The following is a 14,834-nucleotide window of genomic DNA, read 5'->3' as shown; positions in this document are numbered from 1 at the left end:
GGAACGCGAGGAGGGGCCGTGCGACACACGGCCCCTCACAGCGGTCTTCGGGTGAAATTGCGGGTTCGAACTACCCCTTGCGGCTGCAGAGCCGCAGTGCCAGGGAACTGCCGAGCAGCGTCAGGCCGCCGAACACCGCGGCCAGCGCCGCAAGCGGGCTGCTCGAGTGGTTGGTGCTGCCCGTGCCCGTGTTCGGCAGGACGGGTGCTGCGGCGACGACCGGCTTCTGCGCGGCGGGCGCGGCTGCCGGCGGCTTCTGCGCGGCGGGCGCGACAGGAGCCTGGGGCTTCGCGGTCGCTGCAGGACGCGGCGGCGTCGGCGAAGCGGCCGGACGCGGCGGCGCCGGCGGCGCGGGGGGCGCGGCAGGGGTTGCGCGCGGAGCGGACGGCGCCGCGGGCGGTGGTGGCGGCGGCGGGGGCGGCGGCCCACCCGCGGCGGGAGTCGGCGTGCCCTGCGCGTGCGCCGTTCCCGTGTGCGAGGCGATGCCACCGGCAAGGCCGCCGACGAGCACCACGCTAGCGAACAGCGCCAGCGCCCGCCGTCCCGGCCGGACGCGGCGGATCCGTGATTCGATCACTCGATTCCTCCTGCGACTCTCTGTTCGTGTGCGCACCCGAAAACCCTGGGCACTGCTGTCCGTATATCAGACTGCTTGCATGGCGTCAAGAAAGCATTCGTTCTTTGTGCAATCCGCGCCGTGGCTAGTCATAACGCGCCTGGGCGTCGCGATCAAGCGCTTCAGGCGGTCGAGCGCCGGACAATCGGCTTTCAGTTCCGGCGTGCGCAACGTCGCCTTGAGCGTCAATACCGCCGATGGTACGATCCGCGGCGCGTGGTCCCGCGCGAAGGAAGCGGCGTCGATGGCTGGAGTTGGGGGATTGGCCGGCGGCCGTTCGGTCACCGTACGCGTACCAGCCACCAGCGCCAACCTCGGCCCAGGCTTCGACGCCATGGGCATCGCGCTTGACCTGACCGGCGATGTCACCATCGCCCTGCTCGACCACCCCGCACCGGTTCCCAGCAGCCGGGCCGAGCAGATCGCCCTTGCTGCCGCGCGTGCCGTCTTTTCGCGTGCAGATGCGCCGCAGCGCGTCAACCTGCAGGCTGCGTATGCGGGTGAGATTCCGGTCGGCCGCGGCCTGGGCGCCAGCGCCGTGCTGCGCGCCGGCGCCGTGGTCGCCGCCAACACCCTGCTCGGCGGGCCGTTGGGCGTCGATCAGCTCGCGTTGCTGGCCGCGGAGCTGGAAGGGCACGCCGACAACGTCGTGCCCGCGCTGTTCGGCGGCTTCCAGGTCGTCGTTTGGGACGAGGGCGAGCTCACGCGCGTGCAGGTGCCGGTCCCGCAAGAGCTCGAGGCGGTGCTGCTGATCCCCGAGTTGGAGATGCCCACGACGGAGACGCGCAAGCATCTGCCGGCCGCCGTCTCGCGCCAGGAGGCGGTGCATAACATCGGCCGCGCCACGCTGCTCGTCGCGGCCATGGCCGCCGGTCGGCTGGACCTCCTGCGCGTCGCCACGCAAGACGTACTGCACCAGTCGGCACGCTCACGCTTCTTCCCCGCCCTCTACGATGTGATCGACGCCGCGCTCGGCGCCGGGGCCTGGGGCGCGTACCTCTCCGGCGGCGGCTCGGCCGTGCTGGCCTTCACCAGCGGCGCCAGTACGCGTATCGGAGAGGCGATGGTGAGCGCGGCGGCACGGCACAGCACAGCCGGGCGGTATCTTTGCACGCGGCCGCGCACCCGCGGCGCTGAGATCATCTATGACGGGTATGACGGGGCGATCGAGTGAGCACCGCGCAGCCGATTATCGTGCAGAAGTACGGCGGCAGCTCCGTCGCCGATGCGGCACGCATCCGCAACGTGGCGGAGCGCGTGGCCCGGCGGGCGCGCGAGGGCAACGATCTCGTCGTCGTCGTCTCGGCCATGGGCGACGCGACCGACGACCTGATTGCACTTGCCCGCCAGATCACGCCGCATCCCCGCGCCCGCGAGCTGGACATGCTGCTTTCCACGGGCGAGATCGCCAGCAGCGCCCTGCTGGCGATGGCGTTGCACGAACTCAACCAGGACGCGGTCTCGCTCACAGGGCTGCAGACGGGCATTCAGACCGACGCGGTGCACAGCAAGGCGCGCATTCTCAACATTGACCCGCGCCGCGTGCTCGACGAGCTTGAGCGCGGCCGCGTGGTGATCATCGCCGGCTTTCAGGGCGTAACGGCCGAGCTGGACGTGACGACGCTTGGCCGCGGCGGCTCAGACACGACGGCCGTGGCCCTGGCGGTGGCGCTCAAAGCCGAGCGCTGCGAACGCTTCACCGACGTCGACGGCGTCTACACCACCGACCCGCGCGTGGAGCCGCGTGCCCGCAAGCTGCGCGACATCGGCTACGAAGAGATGCTGGAACTGGCCAGTCAGGGGGCGCAGATCATGCATCCGCGCGCCGTCGAGCTGGGCCAGCTCTACGACCTGCCCATCCTCGTCGCTTCCAGCTTCAGCGATGAGCCGGGCACCCTGATTCACGGAGCCGCCTCGATGGAGCCGACCAACAAAGTCCGCGGCATCGCGCATGACCTCGACGTCGCCAAGATCACGGTGCGCGGCGTGCCGGACCGGCCGGGCATCGCCGCCGCGATCTTCGGCCCGCTGGCGGACGCGCACATCTCGGTCGACACGATCGTGCAGAACGCCAGCATGGAAAACCTCACCGATCTGACGTTCACGGTCGACAAGGGCGATCTGCGCCGCGCGCTGCAGCTCACTCAGCCGGTCGCGGGCGAAATCGGCGCCGGCGGCCTCGTCTCGGACACGCGGCTGGGCAAGATCAGCATCGTCGGCACGGGGATGCAGAACACGCCGGGCTACGCGGCGCTGATGTTCCGCACCCTCTACGAGGCCGGGATCAACATCCAGCTCATTACCACCAGCGAGATCCGCATCACCTGCATCATCGGCGAAGACGACGTGACGACCGCGGTGCGCGCCCTGCACCGCGCCTTCGAGCTGGAGAGCGCCGAGTAGCCCGGCTCAAATGCCGGTCAGCAGCGCCAGCCAGTCGCGCGGCGTCAGGCTGCTCAATGCGGCGCGAGACGAGTTGATCGCCAGAAGTCTGCCGAACAGCCCCGGCCGTCTTTGCAGCCCGCACATTGCCCGGCTGCTGAGCGCCGGCGAGGCGCAGAGCGCCAGCGCCAGCCAGGTGAGGACGGCGCCCTGGCGCGTAATTGAGCGGTGCAGGTCGCTGAATTCGCTGAGATTCGGACGCTCGCCGCGGCGCAGGGCGCGGTCGATCACGCCCGCGGCCGCCCGTGCCTGCACCAGCGCCGAGGCCATCCCCTCGCCCGTGATCGGGTCCAGAAAGCCGGCGGCGTCGCCAACCAACAGGGCGCGGCTGCCGGCCACGCGGCGCGCGCGGGCTGCAAACGGCCCCGTCGCCCGCACGCCGGGCAACAGCTCGGCGCCGCGTAGCCGTGCGCCCAGCACCGGCTGTTCGGCCACGATTGCGGCAAACGCGTCGTGCAGTCTGCCGGCGAAGCGCCGCATCAACGACTCTCCACCGAGCAGCGCGACCAGCGCGTCACCGCGGTCTAGCGGCGTCAGGTAGGCCTCAAGGCCAGGCGCGATCAGCACGTCGATCAGCGGCGGCAGCTCGCCGGCGCGCAGGCGGAAATGGCCGACGACGCCGTAGCGGCGTGGTCGGCGCCGGCCGCCATCCCAACCCAGCCAGGCGCGTACGCGCGAATGCAGGCCATCCGCTCCAACCAGCACGCGGCCGCGCCAGGTCTGCCCGCCGTCCCCGAGCGCGACGACCGCGTCGGGCGCACGGCGCAGGCCGCACACGCGCACACCCTGAACGAAGTCAACGCCAGGCAAGGCCGCAACCTGCCGCGCCAGCAGTTCGTCGAGCGCCAGGCGCCGCAGGCCCAGCGCGACCTGCGAGCCGCCGATCCGCTTCGAGAAACTGGCCGACGCGCTGCGCCCGTCCGGCAGCGTGTAGCGCACGCCATGTACCTCGCGAGCGCCGGCTTCCCGCAGCGCTCGCGCCAGGCCAAGCTCGGCCAGCACGTCCACGCCGTGCGGCATAATCCCTTCGCCGCATGGCTTGTCGCGTGGGAAGCGGGCACGCTCGAGCACGACCACCCGCCGGCCGCGTCGGGCAAGAAACGCTGCCGTCGCCGCCCCGGCCACGCTGCCGCCGACGATCACGGCGTCCGCTCGATCGTCCATCTCGCTCCACAACCCCGCCGGACCCCGCGCAGGCAGCGACACGCGCGGTCTCCCCCTCCGGGCAAGGCCGCGACCGGCCGGCGGCGCCGGCGAAAGCGACGCCATCGCCTGGCCGCCAAAACCCTCCGCTTCCGCATCAGGGCAGAGGCAGCTCGATCGTCGCCGCGCCGGTGACGCTGCGCTCGCCGCGCACGTTCTCGACCCACAACTCCAGGTCAACCTCGCCGGCGTTCTCGCCCCGCCGCACCGCCGTCACCAGCCCATGGCAGGCGAGCGGCAGATTGGGCGTGTCCGGCCGGCGGTAGGCCGCACGGACGTTGCGCACACGTACCTGCGGACCGGCCCACTGCCGCAGCAACAGGTTAAAGAGCGCCAGCTTCATCGGGCCGGGAATCAGCGTATCGGGCAGGCCCTGTGCCCGCGCCAGGTCGCGGTCGTAGAAGATCGGCACAAAGGTCCAGGTCGCCCCCGACCACTTGACGACGTCGATCAGCTCAAAGCGCTTCTCCAGCGGCGGCAGCCGGTCGCCCTCGTGCACGTCATTCAGGCGCAGCGTCGAGTCGCTCACGGCGCCTCCTCGTCGTCCCCGTCGCTCGTGGCGTAGCGGGCGAAGATGCGCCGCGAGACGGCCACCAGCTCGCCGCGCTCGTCGGTGAAGCGCCACTCGTACCGGAGATAGAGCGTTTGGCCGTGTCGTCCGCCGAAGCGCTCGTAAATGTCGGCGATGCGCCCGCTGCTGACGATCCGTTCACCCCAGCGCAGCGGACGGAACTGCTCCCACTCGTCACCCGCCAGCACGCCGCTGGCCAGTTCGCCGGTAATGCCGGTGGGCGGAATGAACGACTCGAAGGCCGAGAAGTAGAACGCCGGCGCGAACTCGGCGGCGGCGATCGCGTCGGGCGCTTCGCCAAGGGCCTCGGCCAGCCGCCGGCCGACGATCGGGTCGATCACGAGGCTGCGCGGCGCGGCCTCGCTGCCGATCATGGCGCGCACGTCGTCCGTGATCAGAGAGCGTTGATCGGTCACCTGGCTAATCCTGGCGCGGGAACTGCTGGACGGAGCAGGCTATCGCTGCGCCGCGCCGCCGCGCACGGTGCCGGCCGCGGCGAACTCGGCGACACGCTGCTGCGTGTACGCCAGCATCTCCGGCGGAATCTGCTGCGGCCCGCCGAGCGCGCTGGCGTAGAGCGCGAGCTGCGCCGTCTCCTCCAGCGCCACGCAGACGCGCACGGCATCGGCGCTGCGCTCGTGGAAAGCAAGGATGCCGTGGTTGGCGAGCAGCACCGCCTTGCTCTTCGGCGTGATCACGCCGCGGATGTTGTTGACCGACTCCTGCGAGCCGCGTGGGCCGTAGGCAGCGAGCGGCACGCCTTCCTCCATGCCGAAGCGCGCCGCCGCCTCGCTCCAGCAGAGGATCGGCCTCCCGGCCACGGCGAAGGCCGTCGCAAAGGGCGAGTGCGTGTGGATCACACAGCCCGTCTCCGGCCGCTGCTCGTAGACGACGGTGTGCATGTGCACCACTTCGTGCGCCACGGGCGGCAGCTCGCCTTCGAGCACCTCACCGTCGAGCCGCAGCCGCGCGATGCCGGCCGGCGTCAGCCCCTGCAAGGTGCCGCCGGCCGTAAACAGGAACTCGGGCTTGCCCGGCAGCCGCAGGCTGATGTTGCCGTGCCCCGACATGGAAAGCGTGCCGGAGCGGACCACCGCCTCGCACGTGTCGATTAGTTGCTGCTTCAGTTCCGCCAGAGAGTCGCTCATCGTACCGCCCTCACTTGATCACGGGAACACGGGCGGCCGGCGGCAGGCCGGCGCCGGCGCGCTGCCATGCTACCACGCGCTCTCCCCCTCCGCTCCAGAGCGCGTGGTAAGCTCCGCCTGGGGCCGCCCGGCAGGCAGCGCGGCGGAAAACGGGGTGGACGATGGATCTCGGACTGGCCGGCAAGTCGGCGATCGTGACCGGTTCCAGCCGCGGCATCGGCAAGGCCATCGCGCTTTCGCTGGCGCGCGAGGGCTGCTCCGTCACGCTCTGCGCGCGCGGCGCCGAGGCGCTCGAAGGCGCCACCGCGGAAGCCCGCGCTGCCGGCGGCAAGGCGCACGGCGTGGTGGCCGACGTCACTGCCTCGGCCGACCTCGAGCGCGTGGTGGCCGAGGCCGCGCAGCAATTTGGCGGCGTCGATATCCTGGTGAACAACGCGGGCGGCTCGGTGGCGGGCGACGACGATGATGCCTGGCAGCGGGCGATCGACGTGAACCTGATGGCGGCGGTGCGCGCCTCGCGGCTCGTGCTGCCGCTGATGCGTGAGCGCGGAGGGGGCGTGATCTGCCACATCACCTCGATCTGGGGGCGCGAGGCCGGCGGCGGTATGCCCTACAACGCCGTCAAGGCGGCGATGACCAGCCACGCCAAGGCGCTCTCCAACCAGGTGGCGAAGGACAACATCCGCGTCTTCTCACTCGCCCCCGGTTCGATCATCTTTCCCGGCGGCGGCTGGGAACGCGCCACGCAGGCGAACCCCGAGGGCATGAAGCAGTTCGTCGCTCAGAACATCCCCATGGGCCGCTTCGGCCGTCCCGAAGCCGTGGGCGATGTCGTTGCCTTCCTCGTCTCGCCGCGCGGCGAGTGGGTGACCGGCGCCTCGATCGTGGTCGACGGCGGCCAGTCGAAGTCGAATATCTGAGCCCGAACCTCGAGTGCGCCGCCATGCCTGCAGCCGAAGTCACGATTCGCCCGGCGCGGCAGCACGACGCGGTCGCCGCGGCCGCCTGCGTCACCGCGGCTTATGAGCTGTACCTGCCGCGCATGGGCGTGCGCCCGGCGCCGATGCTGGCGGACTACGCCGCCCTGATCGCCGCCGGCCATGTCTGGGTGTTGGTGGAGGACAACGCGCTGCGCGGATTGATCGTCCTGATCGCCGAGCCGGACCACCTCTTCATCGAGAACGTCGCGGTCCAGCCCGAGGCGCAGGGCCGCGGCTACGGCCGCCGCCTGCTGGACTTCGCGGACGCCGAGGCGCGGCGTCTGCGTCTGCCCGAGCTGCGCCTCTACACGAACGAGCTGATGACCGAAAACCTCGGCCTCTACGCCCATCTCGGCTACGTCGAGGTCGATCGGCGCCTCGACGGAGGCTACCGCCGCGTGTTCATGGTGAAGCGGCTTTCCGCCTGAACGCCGACTCAGGACGCGGCCAGCGCCCGGGCGAAGAATTCACCCACGCCCTTTCGCAGCTCGCGCGCGTGCCCCCACCAGAAGTGGTCTGCGCCGGGAACGATGGTCACTTCGGCCTTCGCGCCCAGCGCGATCGCGAGCTGCGGCAGCGTGTCGGCCGGCGCAAACTCGTCGCGGTCGCCGGCGATCAGCAGCACGGGGATCTCGAAGCCCCGCATGGCCGTGAAGTCGATCATGCGCGGCGGCGCCGAGATCGCGGCCAGCGCCTTCACGCCGGCCGCCGGCCCCGCGTTCAGGGCCACGCCGCCGCCGAACGAGTAGCCTGCCAGTCCCAGCCGGGCCGAATCGATCTCTGCCCGCGACCGCAGCACGTCCAGTGCCGCCCAGACGTCGTCGCGCTCGCCCACACCGGCGCCGTGCTCACCCTGCGAGCCGCCGACGCCGCGGAAGTTGAAGCGAAGCGCCGCCAGGCCGCTGGCCTGCAGCTCCCGGCAGACCTGCTCCACCACGTCGTTCCACATGTCGCCGCCGTAGAGCGGGTGCGGGTGGCAGACAACGACACCGGCAATTGGCGCACCCACGCCCTCCGGCAGCTGCAGCACGCCCTCAAGCTGCAGCTCGCCCGACGCGATGGCCAGCCGCTCGTCGCTCACGAGGCGGTCGCCGGCGGCACGATCGGCAGCACGATCTGCGAAGGCCGCGCCGTGTCGTGGTAAACCGTGTTGTCGGCAATGGCGATGCGGCGATTGCGCCCCAGCGGCTCGCCGGTGTTGGGGTTCACGTCGAAGCGGGGAAAATTGCTGCTGGAGATGTCGAGTCGGATGCGGTGCCCGGCGGCGAAGACGTTGCTCGTCGGATAGGGCACGATGGTGACCGCGTAGACCTCGCCCGGCATCGCCGGCTCGCCGCGCTCGCGCCCGTTGCGGTAGCGCAGCCGCGCGATGCTGTCGCCGATGTTCATCGCGTAGCCTTCCGGAAAGTCGGCGCTGGGCGGGTAGACGTCGAGCAGCTTGGCGGTGAAGTCGGTGTCCACCGCGCTGGTCGAGACCCAGAGCTTCACCTCCAGCGGCCCGGTCACCTCGACCGGCTCAGCCAGCGGCCCCGTCTGGAAGACGAGCACGTCGCCGCGGGCGCTCAGCGGCAGGGTGTCTTTCGCGCCGAGCACCCACGCCGCGCCGCGTTGATCGAAGGCGCCATTGGGCATCACGTCGTAGCCAACCGAAATGTTGCCGCCGATCGTGGGCGCCGGGTCCAGCGGATTGAAGCGAAAGGTAGTGGAAGCCTGGGACTCCCTCGGTTGGATCGTCGAAAGCGAGCCGTCGGCGTGCAGGTAGAACGGCGTCGGCACGGCGCGGGCGAGCGGCCACGCCTGCTCGTCTCGCCAGTAACCGCCGTGGTCGAGGCGGCCTTCGGCGTTGCGCCGGCCGCTGCCGCCGCCCATCACAAAGATGCGCACCGGCGCTTCGTCCTCCACGCCGCTGTCGAGGTCCTTGAGCCAGCGGTCGAACCAGCGCAGGCGCAGGCCGTTGTAATCGTCCAGCGGCGCCTCCGGGCCGAAATCGACGTTGCCGCTGAACGACTGCGCCATCGTCGCCACGCCGTGCACCCATGGCCCCATGATCAGCCGCACCGGCCCGCGCTTCTGCCGGCTGAGCGTGACGTAGTTGTCCGTCACCGCACGCGCATAGGAGTCGTACCAGCCGCTGAGCAGACAGACCGGCACGTCCTTGTGCTGGGCGTAGTACTCGTCGGCCACGTAGCCGCGATGACCGCGCCAGTAGTCGTCGTAGTCGCCGTGCTGCAAGACGTCCAGCACCCAGCGCTCGTACGAGGGCAACAAGCGCAGCGGCGAGGCGCCTTCGCGCAGGGGCAGCTTGCCCAGCCAGGTGCGCACGTCGGCGCGGGCCTGTTCCAGCGCGGCGCGGAGCTGCGGATCGCGCATCGCCTCCGGCGACGAGGGCGCCATATGGAAGGCGTAGATCAGAAAGCGCAGCTCCATGGCGCCGCCCTGGCGCATGGCGCTGGTGTGGTAGTTGGACATGCCCTCGCTGACGAACTGCGCGGCCAGGGCCTCCGGCGCCAGCGTGGCGATCGCCGTCTGGTCGCTGCCGCTGTAGGAGAGGCCGATCGTGCCGACCTTACCGGAACACCAGGGCTGTGCCGCGATCCAGTCCACCGTGTCGACGCCGTCCTCGCCCTCGTTGGCGAAGGGATACCACTCGCCTTCCGAGGCGAAGCGGCCGCGCACATCCTGGATCACCGCGGCGTAGCCGTGCCGCGCGAAGAAACGGCCCACGCCGACCAGGTCGTTGCGCAGCTTGTTGTATGGCGTGCGTTCGAGGATCACCGGCCAGGCGCCGGCGACGCGCTCGCCGTGCAGCGCGGGATAGTACAGATCGGTCGCGAGACGCACGCCGTCGCGCGTCGCGACCATCACGTCGCGTTCGACCAGCACGTCGTACTGCTGCCAGCTCCCGGCCCGCCGCGGGGGAGCTGCGGTTGCGCTGCGTTCGCCTGCGGTCATGCATCTTCTCCTGAGCCGGCTGGCGCGCCGCGATCGTAGGCAGGCGGCGGGCGGCGGTCAAGCGCGGCGCCGCGCCGGCGAAGCTGCCCGGCCGCTGTCCGCTGGCCGACACCTCCGTCCTTCTCGGCGGCCTGTATACTGGATCTATGCCGACCGCCCTTCAAACGGAGCGCCCCGCCCCACTCACCTGGCTGGCGCGACACCGCGGACTTGCCGAATTCGGCATCGTCGGCGGCTGCCTGCTGATCTACTTCCTCGTCCGCGGCAACGTGGTCGACGAGCCGGCGGCCGCCTTCGCCCACGCGGGAGGCATCGTGGACCTGGAGAAGCGGCTCGGCTTCTTCTGGGAGCCGGGCTGGCAGCGCGCGATCGCCGCCGATCGCTTTCAAATCGACCTCTGGAACTTCGTCTACTTCTGGTTGCACGGCCCCGCGATCGTCGTCGTCGCCTTGTGGCTTTACTTTCGTCACCGGCCCGTCTACGGCTTCATCCGCAACGCCTTCCTCGTCTCGGCGCTGATTGCGCTCTTCCTGTACGCGGTCTATCCGGTGGCGCCGCCGCGGCTGATGACGGCCTCCGGCTTTCACGAGTACGGCATCTCCGGCCCGGTGCCCAACTACGGCTTCGACGACACCATGCGCCAGTACAGCGCCGTCAGCTACCAGGCGGAGTCGCTCAGGCCGTTCGTCAATCCCTTCGCCGCCGTGCCCAGCCTGCACCTGGGCTGGGTGCTGCTGATCGGCATCGGCGTGGCGCTGGCGCTGCGCAACCGCGTCGGCCTTGCCATCGCCGTGGTCTGGCCGGTGCTGATGTTCTTCGGCATTACCCTAACCGCGAATCACTTCATCTTCGATGCGATCGCCGGTGTCGCGGTGGCGCTCGCGGGCCTGGCCGCCGCCTTCGGCCTTGAGCGCATACCACCGCGCACGTGGCTGCGGTTGACGCCGCCATTTCTTCGCCAGGAAGCCGCTCGCCTGCACGACGGCGACTGAGCGCGGGCCGCCGCCCGTTCGCAAGGTGTACGACGCATGGTTCGGCGCGGCGTACGGCGTACAATGTCATCGAAGCAGCGCCGTGCAAGCGGGAGCGAAGACGATGACGGCAGCAGTTGCGCGAGCAGAGGGCGAGATCGCGGAGCGCACCGCCGCGTTCCGCGCCCACATCGAGGCCGGCGGGCAGGTCGAGGCCAGCGACTGGATGCCCGACGAGTACCGCCGGCGGCTGATCCGCTTCATCGAGATGCACGCCAACAGCGAGATCATGGGCGCCCTGCCCGAGCGCGACTGGATCGCCAGGGCGCCCTCGCTCAAGCGCAAGCTGGGCCTGAGCGCCAAGATCCAGGACGAGGTTGGCCACGCCCAGCTCATCTACCGCGTGGCCGAGGACCTGGGCAAGCCGCGCGACCAGATGTTTGCCGACCTGATCGGTGGCAAGAGCAAGTACCACAACGTCTTTCACTATCCAACGAAGAGCTGGGGCGACGTTGGCGCGATCTCCTGGCTCGTGGACGGCGCCGCCATTCTCAGCCAGTCGGGCCTGCTGCGCTGCTCCTACGCGCCGTACGCCCGCATCATGAAGCGCATCTGCTGGGAAGAGGCGGTGCACCTGAAGCACGGCGAAGACATCTGCCTCACCCTCGCCGGCGGCACGCCGCTGCAGCGCGCGATGCTGCAGGAGGCGATCGACCGCTGGTGGGAGCCGCTGATGATGTTCCACGGCCCGCCGACGCCGCCCGAGAAAGACGGCGACCTCGCCTGGCGCATCAAGGCCAAGCCGAACGAAGAGCTGCGCCAGGAGTTCCTCGACCGCTACGTGCCGCAGATGCGGGAAATCGGGCTGAGCGTGCCCGATCCTGCCTGCCGCAAGGACGCGGAGAGCGGGCGCTGGCAGTACACCGAGCCGGACTGGACGAAGCTCGCCCAGATCGGCAACGGCGGCGGCCCGGCCAGTTCGCAACGGCTCGCCTTCCGCCGGCTCAGCTACGAAGAGGGCGCCTGGCTGCGTGAGGCGGTGCTGGGCGAGGCCGCCTAGCGGGTGACGGCGTGGAGGCGCCATGCCGATCTTTGAGGTCTTCAGCCAGCAAGATCCCGGCGGGCCGTTCATTCACGCCGGCAGCGTTGAGGCGCCTGATGCGGCGCTGGCCCTGCAGTACGCGCGCAACAGCTTCTCGCGGCGCGAAGACGCCTTCCGCCTCTGGGTCGTGCCGCGCACGGCGATCCACGAGGAGGTCGACCTCGACCTGCTGCGCCCACCCGGCGACCATCGCTACCGGCTCGGCCGCTACTACCGCGCCAACGTCGAGAAGCGCCGGCGCCTGAAGGCACGCGTGGCCGATGCCGCCGGCGCGGAGGCCGACGCGTGACGCCGCGAGCGCGGGCCGCGCTGGCACGCTACCTGCTCGCCATGGCCGACGACGAGCTGGTGATCGGCTACCGCGACACCGAGTGGACCGGCGCCGCACCGATGCTCGAAGAAGACCTCGCCTTCTCTTCGATCGGCATCGACGAGATCGGGCATGCGCGCCTGTTCTACGCCCTGCTGCACGAGCTGACCGGGCAGAACATCGACTACCGCGCACGCCGCCCCCAGGAATTCCTGCATGCCCGCCTGCTCGAGCTGGCGGCCGCCCCGCGCTACGAGCCGTCGGGCGAGCACCGCCCGAACCGCGGCTGGGCCTTCGCAATCGTTCGGCAGTATCTCTACGACCGCTTCGACGCGCTGCGGCTCGAGAGCGTGGCGTCATCCGCCTGGCAGCCGCTTGCCGAGGCCGTCGACAAGGTCCAGCGCGAGGAGAAGTATCACCTGCTGCACACCTCGACCTGGATCGCGCGGCTGGCTGAGCGCGCCGCCACGCGCGGACGCTTGAGCGCGGCCCTGGCCGAATGCTGCACCGGTGTCGCGGGCCTGTTCGAACCGGTGGTCGGCGAGGCGCTGCTCGTTGCCGAGGGTCTCCTCGGCGCGTCCGGCGAGACCTTGCGCTCGCGCTGGTCGGATCAGGTCGGGGCAGAGCTGGCTCGGCACGGGATCGCCGTGCCCGCCGACGGCCTTGCCCCGCTTGCGCGTTCCGCCCTGGGCGGGCGGCGCGGCGAGCATGGCCCCGAGTGGCTGCAGCAGTGGGACGACATGACCAGCGTCTACCGCCTGGACCCGGCCGCGACCTGGTGACGGCGGCGGCGGCGCGGAGAGGCAGAGTGAGCGTCCATGCCGGCAGACGATCGAGACCTGAGCGTCCGCAGCGCCGAGGAGCAGATTTGGCAGCGGCTGCGCGACGTGCCCGATCCGGAGCTGCCCGCCCTCTCGGTGGTCGACCTCGGCATGATTCGCCGCGTGGCGCTGGCGGCCGATGAAGTCACCGTGGAGCTGATGCCGACCTTCCTCGGCTGTCCGGCGCTCGACCTGATCCGTGACGCGATCGAAGACGCCCTGGCGGCCTGCGGCTCGGTGCGCGTCTCGACTGTGCGAGACGAAGCATGGACCTCTGAGCGCATCACGCCAGAGGGCCGCGAGAAGCTGAGAGCAGCCGGGATCGCGCCGCCCACGCCGCTGCCGTTGCAACTGATGGACTGGCCGGTCTCGCCGTGCCCGCACTGCGGCGGGCGCAGTACGCGGCTGGAGTCGCCCTTCGGGCCGACGCCCTGCCGCGCCATCCACTACTGCCGCGCCTGCCGCCAGCCATTCGAGCAGTTCAAGGCGATCTGAGCGCCCACGTCTGCCAGCCCGCGCGGCTCAGCCGCCGATGTGCGACATCTCGACCTTGCGCAGCGGCAGCGTCTGCTCCGAGCGCAGCTCCGAGTAGCGGTCGCGGCGGCTGCCCCAGATCCGGCCGAGCAGGTCAGTGAGCTCCTCGTCGCTGGCGCCGGCGCGCAGCGGGCCGCGGAAGTCGTGGCCCAGCACGCCGAACAGGCAGGTGTAGAGCCGCCCGTCCGCGGAAAGCCGGCCGCGCGTGCAGGCGCCGCAGAACGGCTGCGTCACGGAGGCGATCACGCCGATCTCGCCGCCGCCGTCGACGTAACGGTAGCGCGTTGCCACCTCGCCCGCGTAGTTCGGTGGAATCAGCTCGAGCGGCCAGCGTTCGTTCACGCGGTCGAGGATCTCGGCCGCGGGCACGACGTCGTCCATGCGCCAGCCGTTTGAGTTGCCCACGTCCATGTACTCGATGAAGCGCAGGATGCGCCCGCTGCCGCGGAAGCGCTCGGCCATCGGCACGATGGAGGGGTCGTTGGCGCCGCGCCGCACGACCATGTCCACCTTGACCGGTCCGAGTCCCACAGCGTCGGCCGCGTCCATCGCCTCCAGCACGCGGGCCACTGGGAAGCCGACGTCGTTCATCGCCTCGAACACAGCATCATCCAGCGAGTCGAGGCTCACGGTCACTCGGCCGAGGCCGGCGGCGTGCAACGCCCGCGCCTTCTCGGGGCTGAGCAGCGAGCCATTGGTTGTGAGTGCGATGTCCGCGATGCCCGGGACCTTCGCCAGCAGACTGACGAGCGTCTCCAGATCGCGTCTCAGCAGCGGTTCGCCGCCCGTAAGCCGCAGCTTGCGCACACCGCCGCGGGCGAATACGCCCGCGAGCCTGGCGATCTCCTCAAAGCTCAACAGATCGGCGCGCGGCAGGAACTGGAAATCCGCGCCGAACACCTCCCGCGGCATGCAGTAGGTGCAGCGGAAGTTGCAGCGGTCGGTGACCGAAATGCGCAGATCGCGCAGGGGTCGGTGCAAGGTGTCGGTGAGCATCACGTCATCATTGTAGCGTAGATCGCTGTAGCGCAGACTGTGGCCGTGGCGGGGTGTGCCCAGAAGTTGTGGAAGCACGGTGCAGGGATGAGACGGAGGCGAGGCGTGGCGATGCAGTAGGGTAACGAGGAAAACAGAGCGACCGACCGTAGTGAGGACGGTCGGTCGCGCAGGAAGGGGCCGATGAC

General features: G+C 70.4%; 17 protein-coding genes. 9 read left to right on the top strand and 8 right to left on the bottom strand.

Annotated features, from left to right (window positions below; genetic code table 11):
- Positions 1-70: 70 nt before the first annotated feature.
- Entirely contained in the window at positions 71-577 is a 507-nt protein-coding gene (locus tag VKV26_13755; protein HLZ70962.1) for a hypothetical protein, read from the bottom strand.
- 283 nt (positions 578-860) lie between these two features.
- Here VKV26_13755 and thrB point away from each other — a divergent pair, with 283 nt between their 5' ends.
- Together thrB and VKV26_13745 are read left to right on the top strand one after the other, a co-directional pair.
- Positions 861-1,790, top strand: a complete 930-nt coding sequence (gene thrB, locus VKV26_13750; protein ID HLZ70961.1) for a homoserine kinase — start codon at positions 861-863, stop codon at positions 1,788-1,790.
- Entirely contained in the window at positions 1,787-3,019 is a 1,233-nt protein-coding gene (locus VKV26_13745) for an aspartate kinase (GenBank protein HLZ70960.1), read from the top strand. The genes thrB and VKV26_13745 overlap by 4 nt, the downstream gene beginning before the upstream one ends.
- Before the next feature lie 6 nt (positions 3,020-3,025).
- Here VKV26_13745 and VKV26_13740 read toward each other — a convergent pair whose 3' ends face one another.
- The 4 genes from VKV26_13740 to VKV26_13725 form a co-directional block, all read right to left on the bottom strand.
- Entirely contained in the window at positions 3,026-4,222 is a 1,197-nt protein-coding gene (locus VKV26_13740) for an NAD(P)/FAD-dependent oxidoreductase (protein ID HLZ70959.1), read from the bottom strand.
- Between the two features lie 136 nt (positions 4,223-4,358).
- A complete protein-coding gene (locus tag VKV26_13735; protein HLZ70958.1) occupies positions 4,359-4,790 on the bottom strand; it encodes a hypothetical protein in 432 nt (143 codons plus the stop codon).
- Positions 4,787-5,248, bottom strand: coding sequence for a MaoC family dehydratase N-terminal domain-containing protein (locus tag VKV26_13730; protein ID HLZ70957.1), 462 nt, complete (start codon positions 5,246-5,248; stop codon positions 4,787-4,789). The genes VKV26_13735 and VKV26_13730 overlap by 4 nt, the downstream gene beginning before the upstream one ends.
- A 39-nt stretch (positions 5,249-5,287) precedes the next feature.
- Positions 5,288-5,980, bottom strand: coding sequence for a class II aldolase/adducin family protein (locus tag VKV26_13725; protein HLZ70956.1), 693 nt, complete (start codon positions 5,978-5,980; stop codon positions 5,288-5,290).
- 161 nt (positions 5,981-6,141) lie between these two features.
- Here VKV26_13725 and VKV26_13720 point away from each other — a divergent pair, with 161 nt between their 5' ends.
- Both VKV26_13720 and VKV26_13715 read left to right on the top strand, forming a co-directional pair.
- Positions 6,142-6,900 carry an SDR family oxidoreductase gene (locus VKV26_13720; protein HLZ70955.1) on the top strand — a complete coding sequence of 253 codons (759 nt, stop codon included), beginning with the start codon at positions 6,142-6,144 and terminating at the stop codon, positions 6,898-6,900.
- A 23-nt stretch (positions 6,901-6,923) separates the two neighbouring features.
- Positions 6,924-7,388, top strand: coding sequence for a GNAT family N-acetyltransferase (locus tag VKV26_13715; GenBank protein ID HLZ70954.1), 465 nt, complete (start codon positions 6,924-6,926; stop codon positions 7,386-7,388).
- Positions 7,389-7,396: 8 nt separating this feature from the next.
- On the opposite strand, the gene VKV26_13710 is transcribed toward VKV26_13715, so the two are convergent.
- Complete coding sequence (locus VKV26_13710; protein HLZ70953.1) at positions 7,397-8,041, bottom strand: alpha/beta family hydrolase; 645 nt, start codon at positions 8,039-8,041, stop codon at positions 7,397-7,399.
- Positions 8,038-9,912: a CocE/NonD family hydrolase gene (locus VKV26_13705; GenBank protein ID HLZ70952.1), complete on the bottom strand. Its 1,875-nt coding sequence runs from the start codon at positions 9,910-9,912 to the stop codon at positions 8,038-8,040. Before VKV26_13705 ends, VKV26_13710 begins: the two co-directional genes overlap by 4 nt.
- A 146-nt stretch (positions 9,913-10,058) precedes the next feature.
- On the opposite strand from VKV26_13705, the gene VKV26_13700 reads away from it, so the two are divergent.
- The 5 genes from VKV26_13700 to paaD all read left to right on the top strand — a co-directional run bounded on the left by VKV26_13700 (position 10,059) and on the right by paaD (position 13,611).
- Complete coding sequence (locus VKV26_13700; GenBank protein ID HLZ70951.1) at positions 10,059-10,904, top strand: phosphatase PAP2 family protein; 846 nt, start codon at positions 10,059-10,061, stop codon at positions 10,902-10,904.
- 103 nt (positions 10,905-11,007) lie between these two features.
- Complete coding sequence (gene paaA, locus VKV26_13695; GenBank protein ID HLZ70950.1) at positions 11,008-11,943, top strand: 1,2-phenylacetyl-CoA epoxidase subunit PaaA; 936 nt, start codon at positions 11,008-11,010, stop codon at positions 11,941-11,943.
- Between the two features lie 22 nt (positions 11,944-11,965).
- On the top strand, positions 11,966-12,274 hold the full coding sequence (locus VKV26_13690; protein HLZ70949.1) for a phenylacetic acid degradation protein PaaB: 309 nt from the start codon (positions 11,966-11,968) through the stop codon (positions 12,272-12,274).
- On the top strand, positions 12,271-13,077 hold the full coding sequence (paaC, locus tag VKV26_13685) for a 1,2-phenylacetyl-CoA epoxidase subunit PaaC (protein ID HLZ70948.1): 807 nt from the start codon (positions 12,271-12,273) through the stop codon (positions 13,075-13,077). Before VKV26_13690 ends, paaC begins: the two co-directional genes overlap by 4 nt.
- A gap of 36 nt (positions 13,078-13,113) precedes the next feature.
- Positions 13,114-13,611: a 1,2-phenylacetyl-CoA epoxidase subunit PaaD gene (paaD, locus tag VKV26_13680; protein HLZ70947.1), complete on the top strand. Its 498-nt coding sequence runs from the start codon at positions 13,114-13,116 to the stop codon at positions 13,609-13,611.
- A gap of 27 nt (positions 13,612-13,638) precedes the next feature.
- Here the strand turns inward: paaD and moaA are convergent, their stop codons facing one another.
- Positions 13,639-14,646, bottom strand: a complete 1,008-nt coding sequence (gene moaA / locus VKV26_13675) for a GTP 3',8-cyclase MoaA (GenBank protein HLZ70946.1) — start codon at positions 14,644-14,646, stop codon at positions 13,639-13,641.
- Between the last annotated feature and the right edge of the window lie 188 nt (positions 14,647-14,834).

This window comes from Dehalococcoidia bacterium, assembly GCA_035310145.1.
In the GTDB taxonomy this organism is placed as follows: Bacteria; Chloroflexota; Dehalococcoidia; order CAUJGQ01; family CAUJGQ01; genus CALFMN01.
This window is presented reverse-complemented; position numbering and strand designations above follow the sequence as displayed.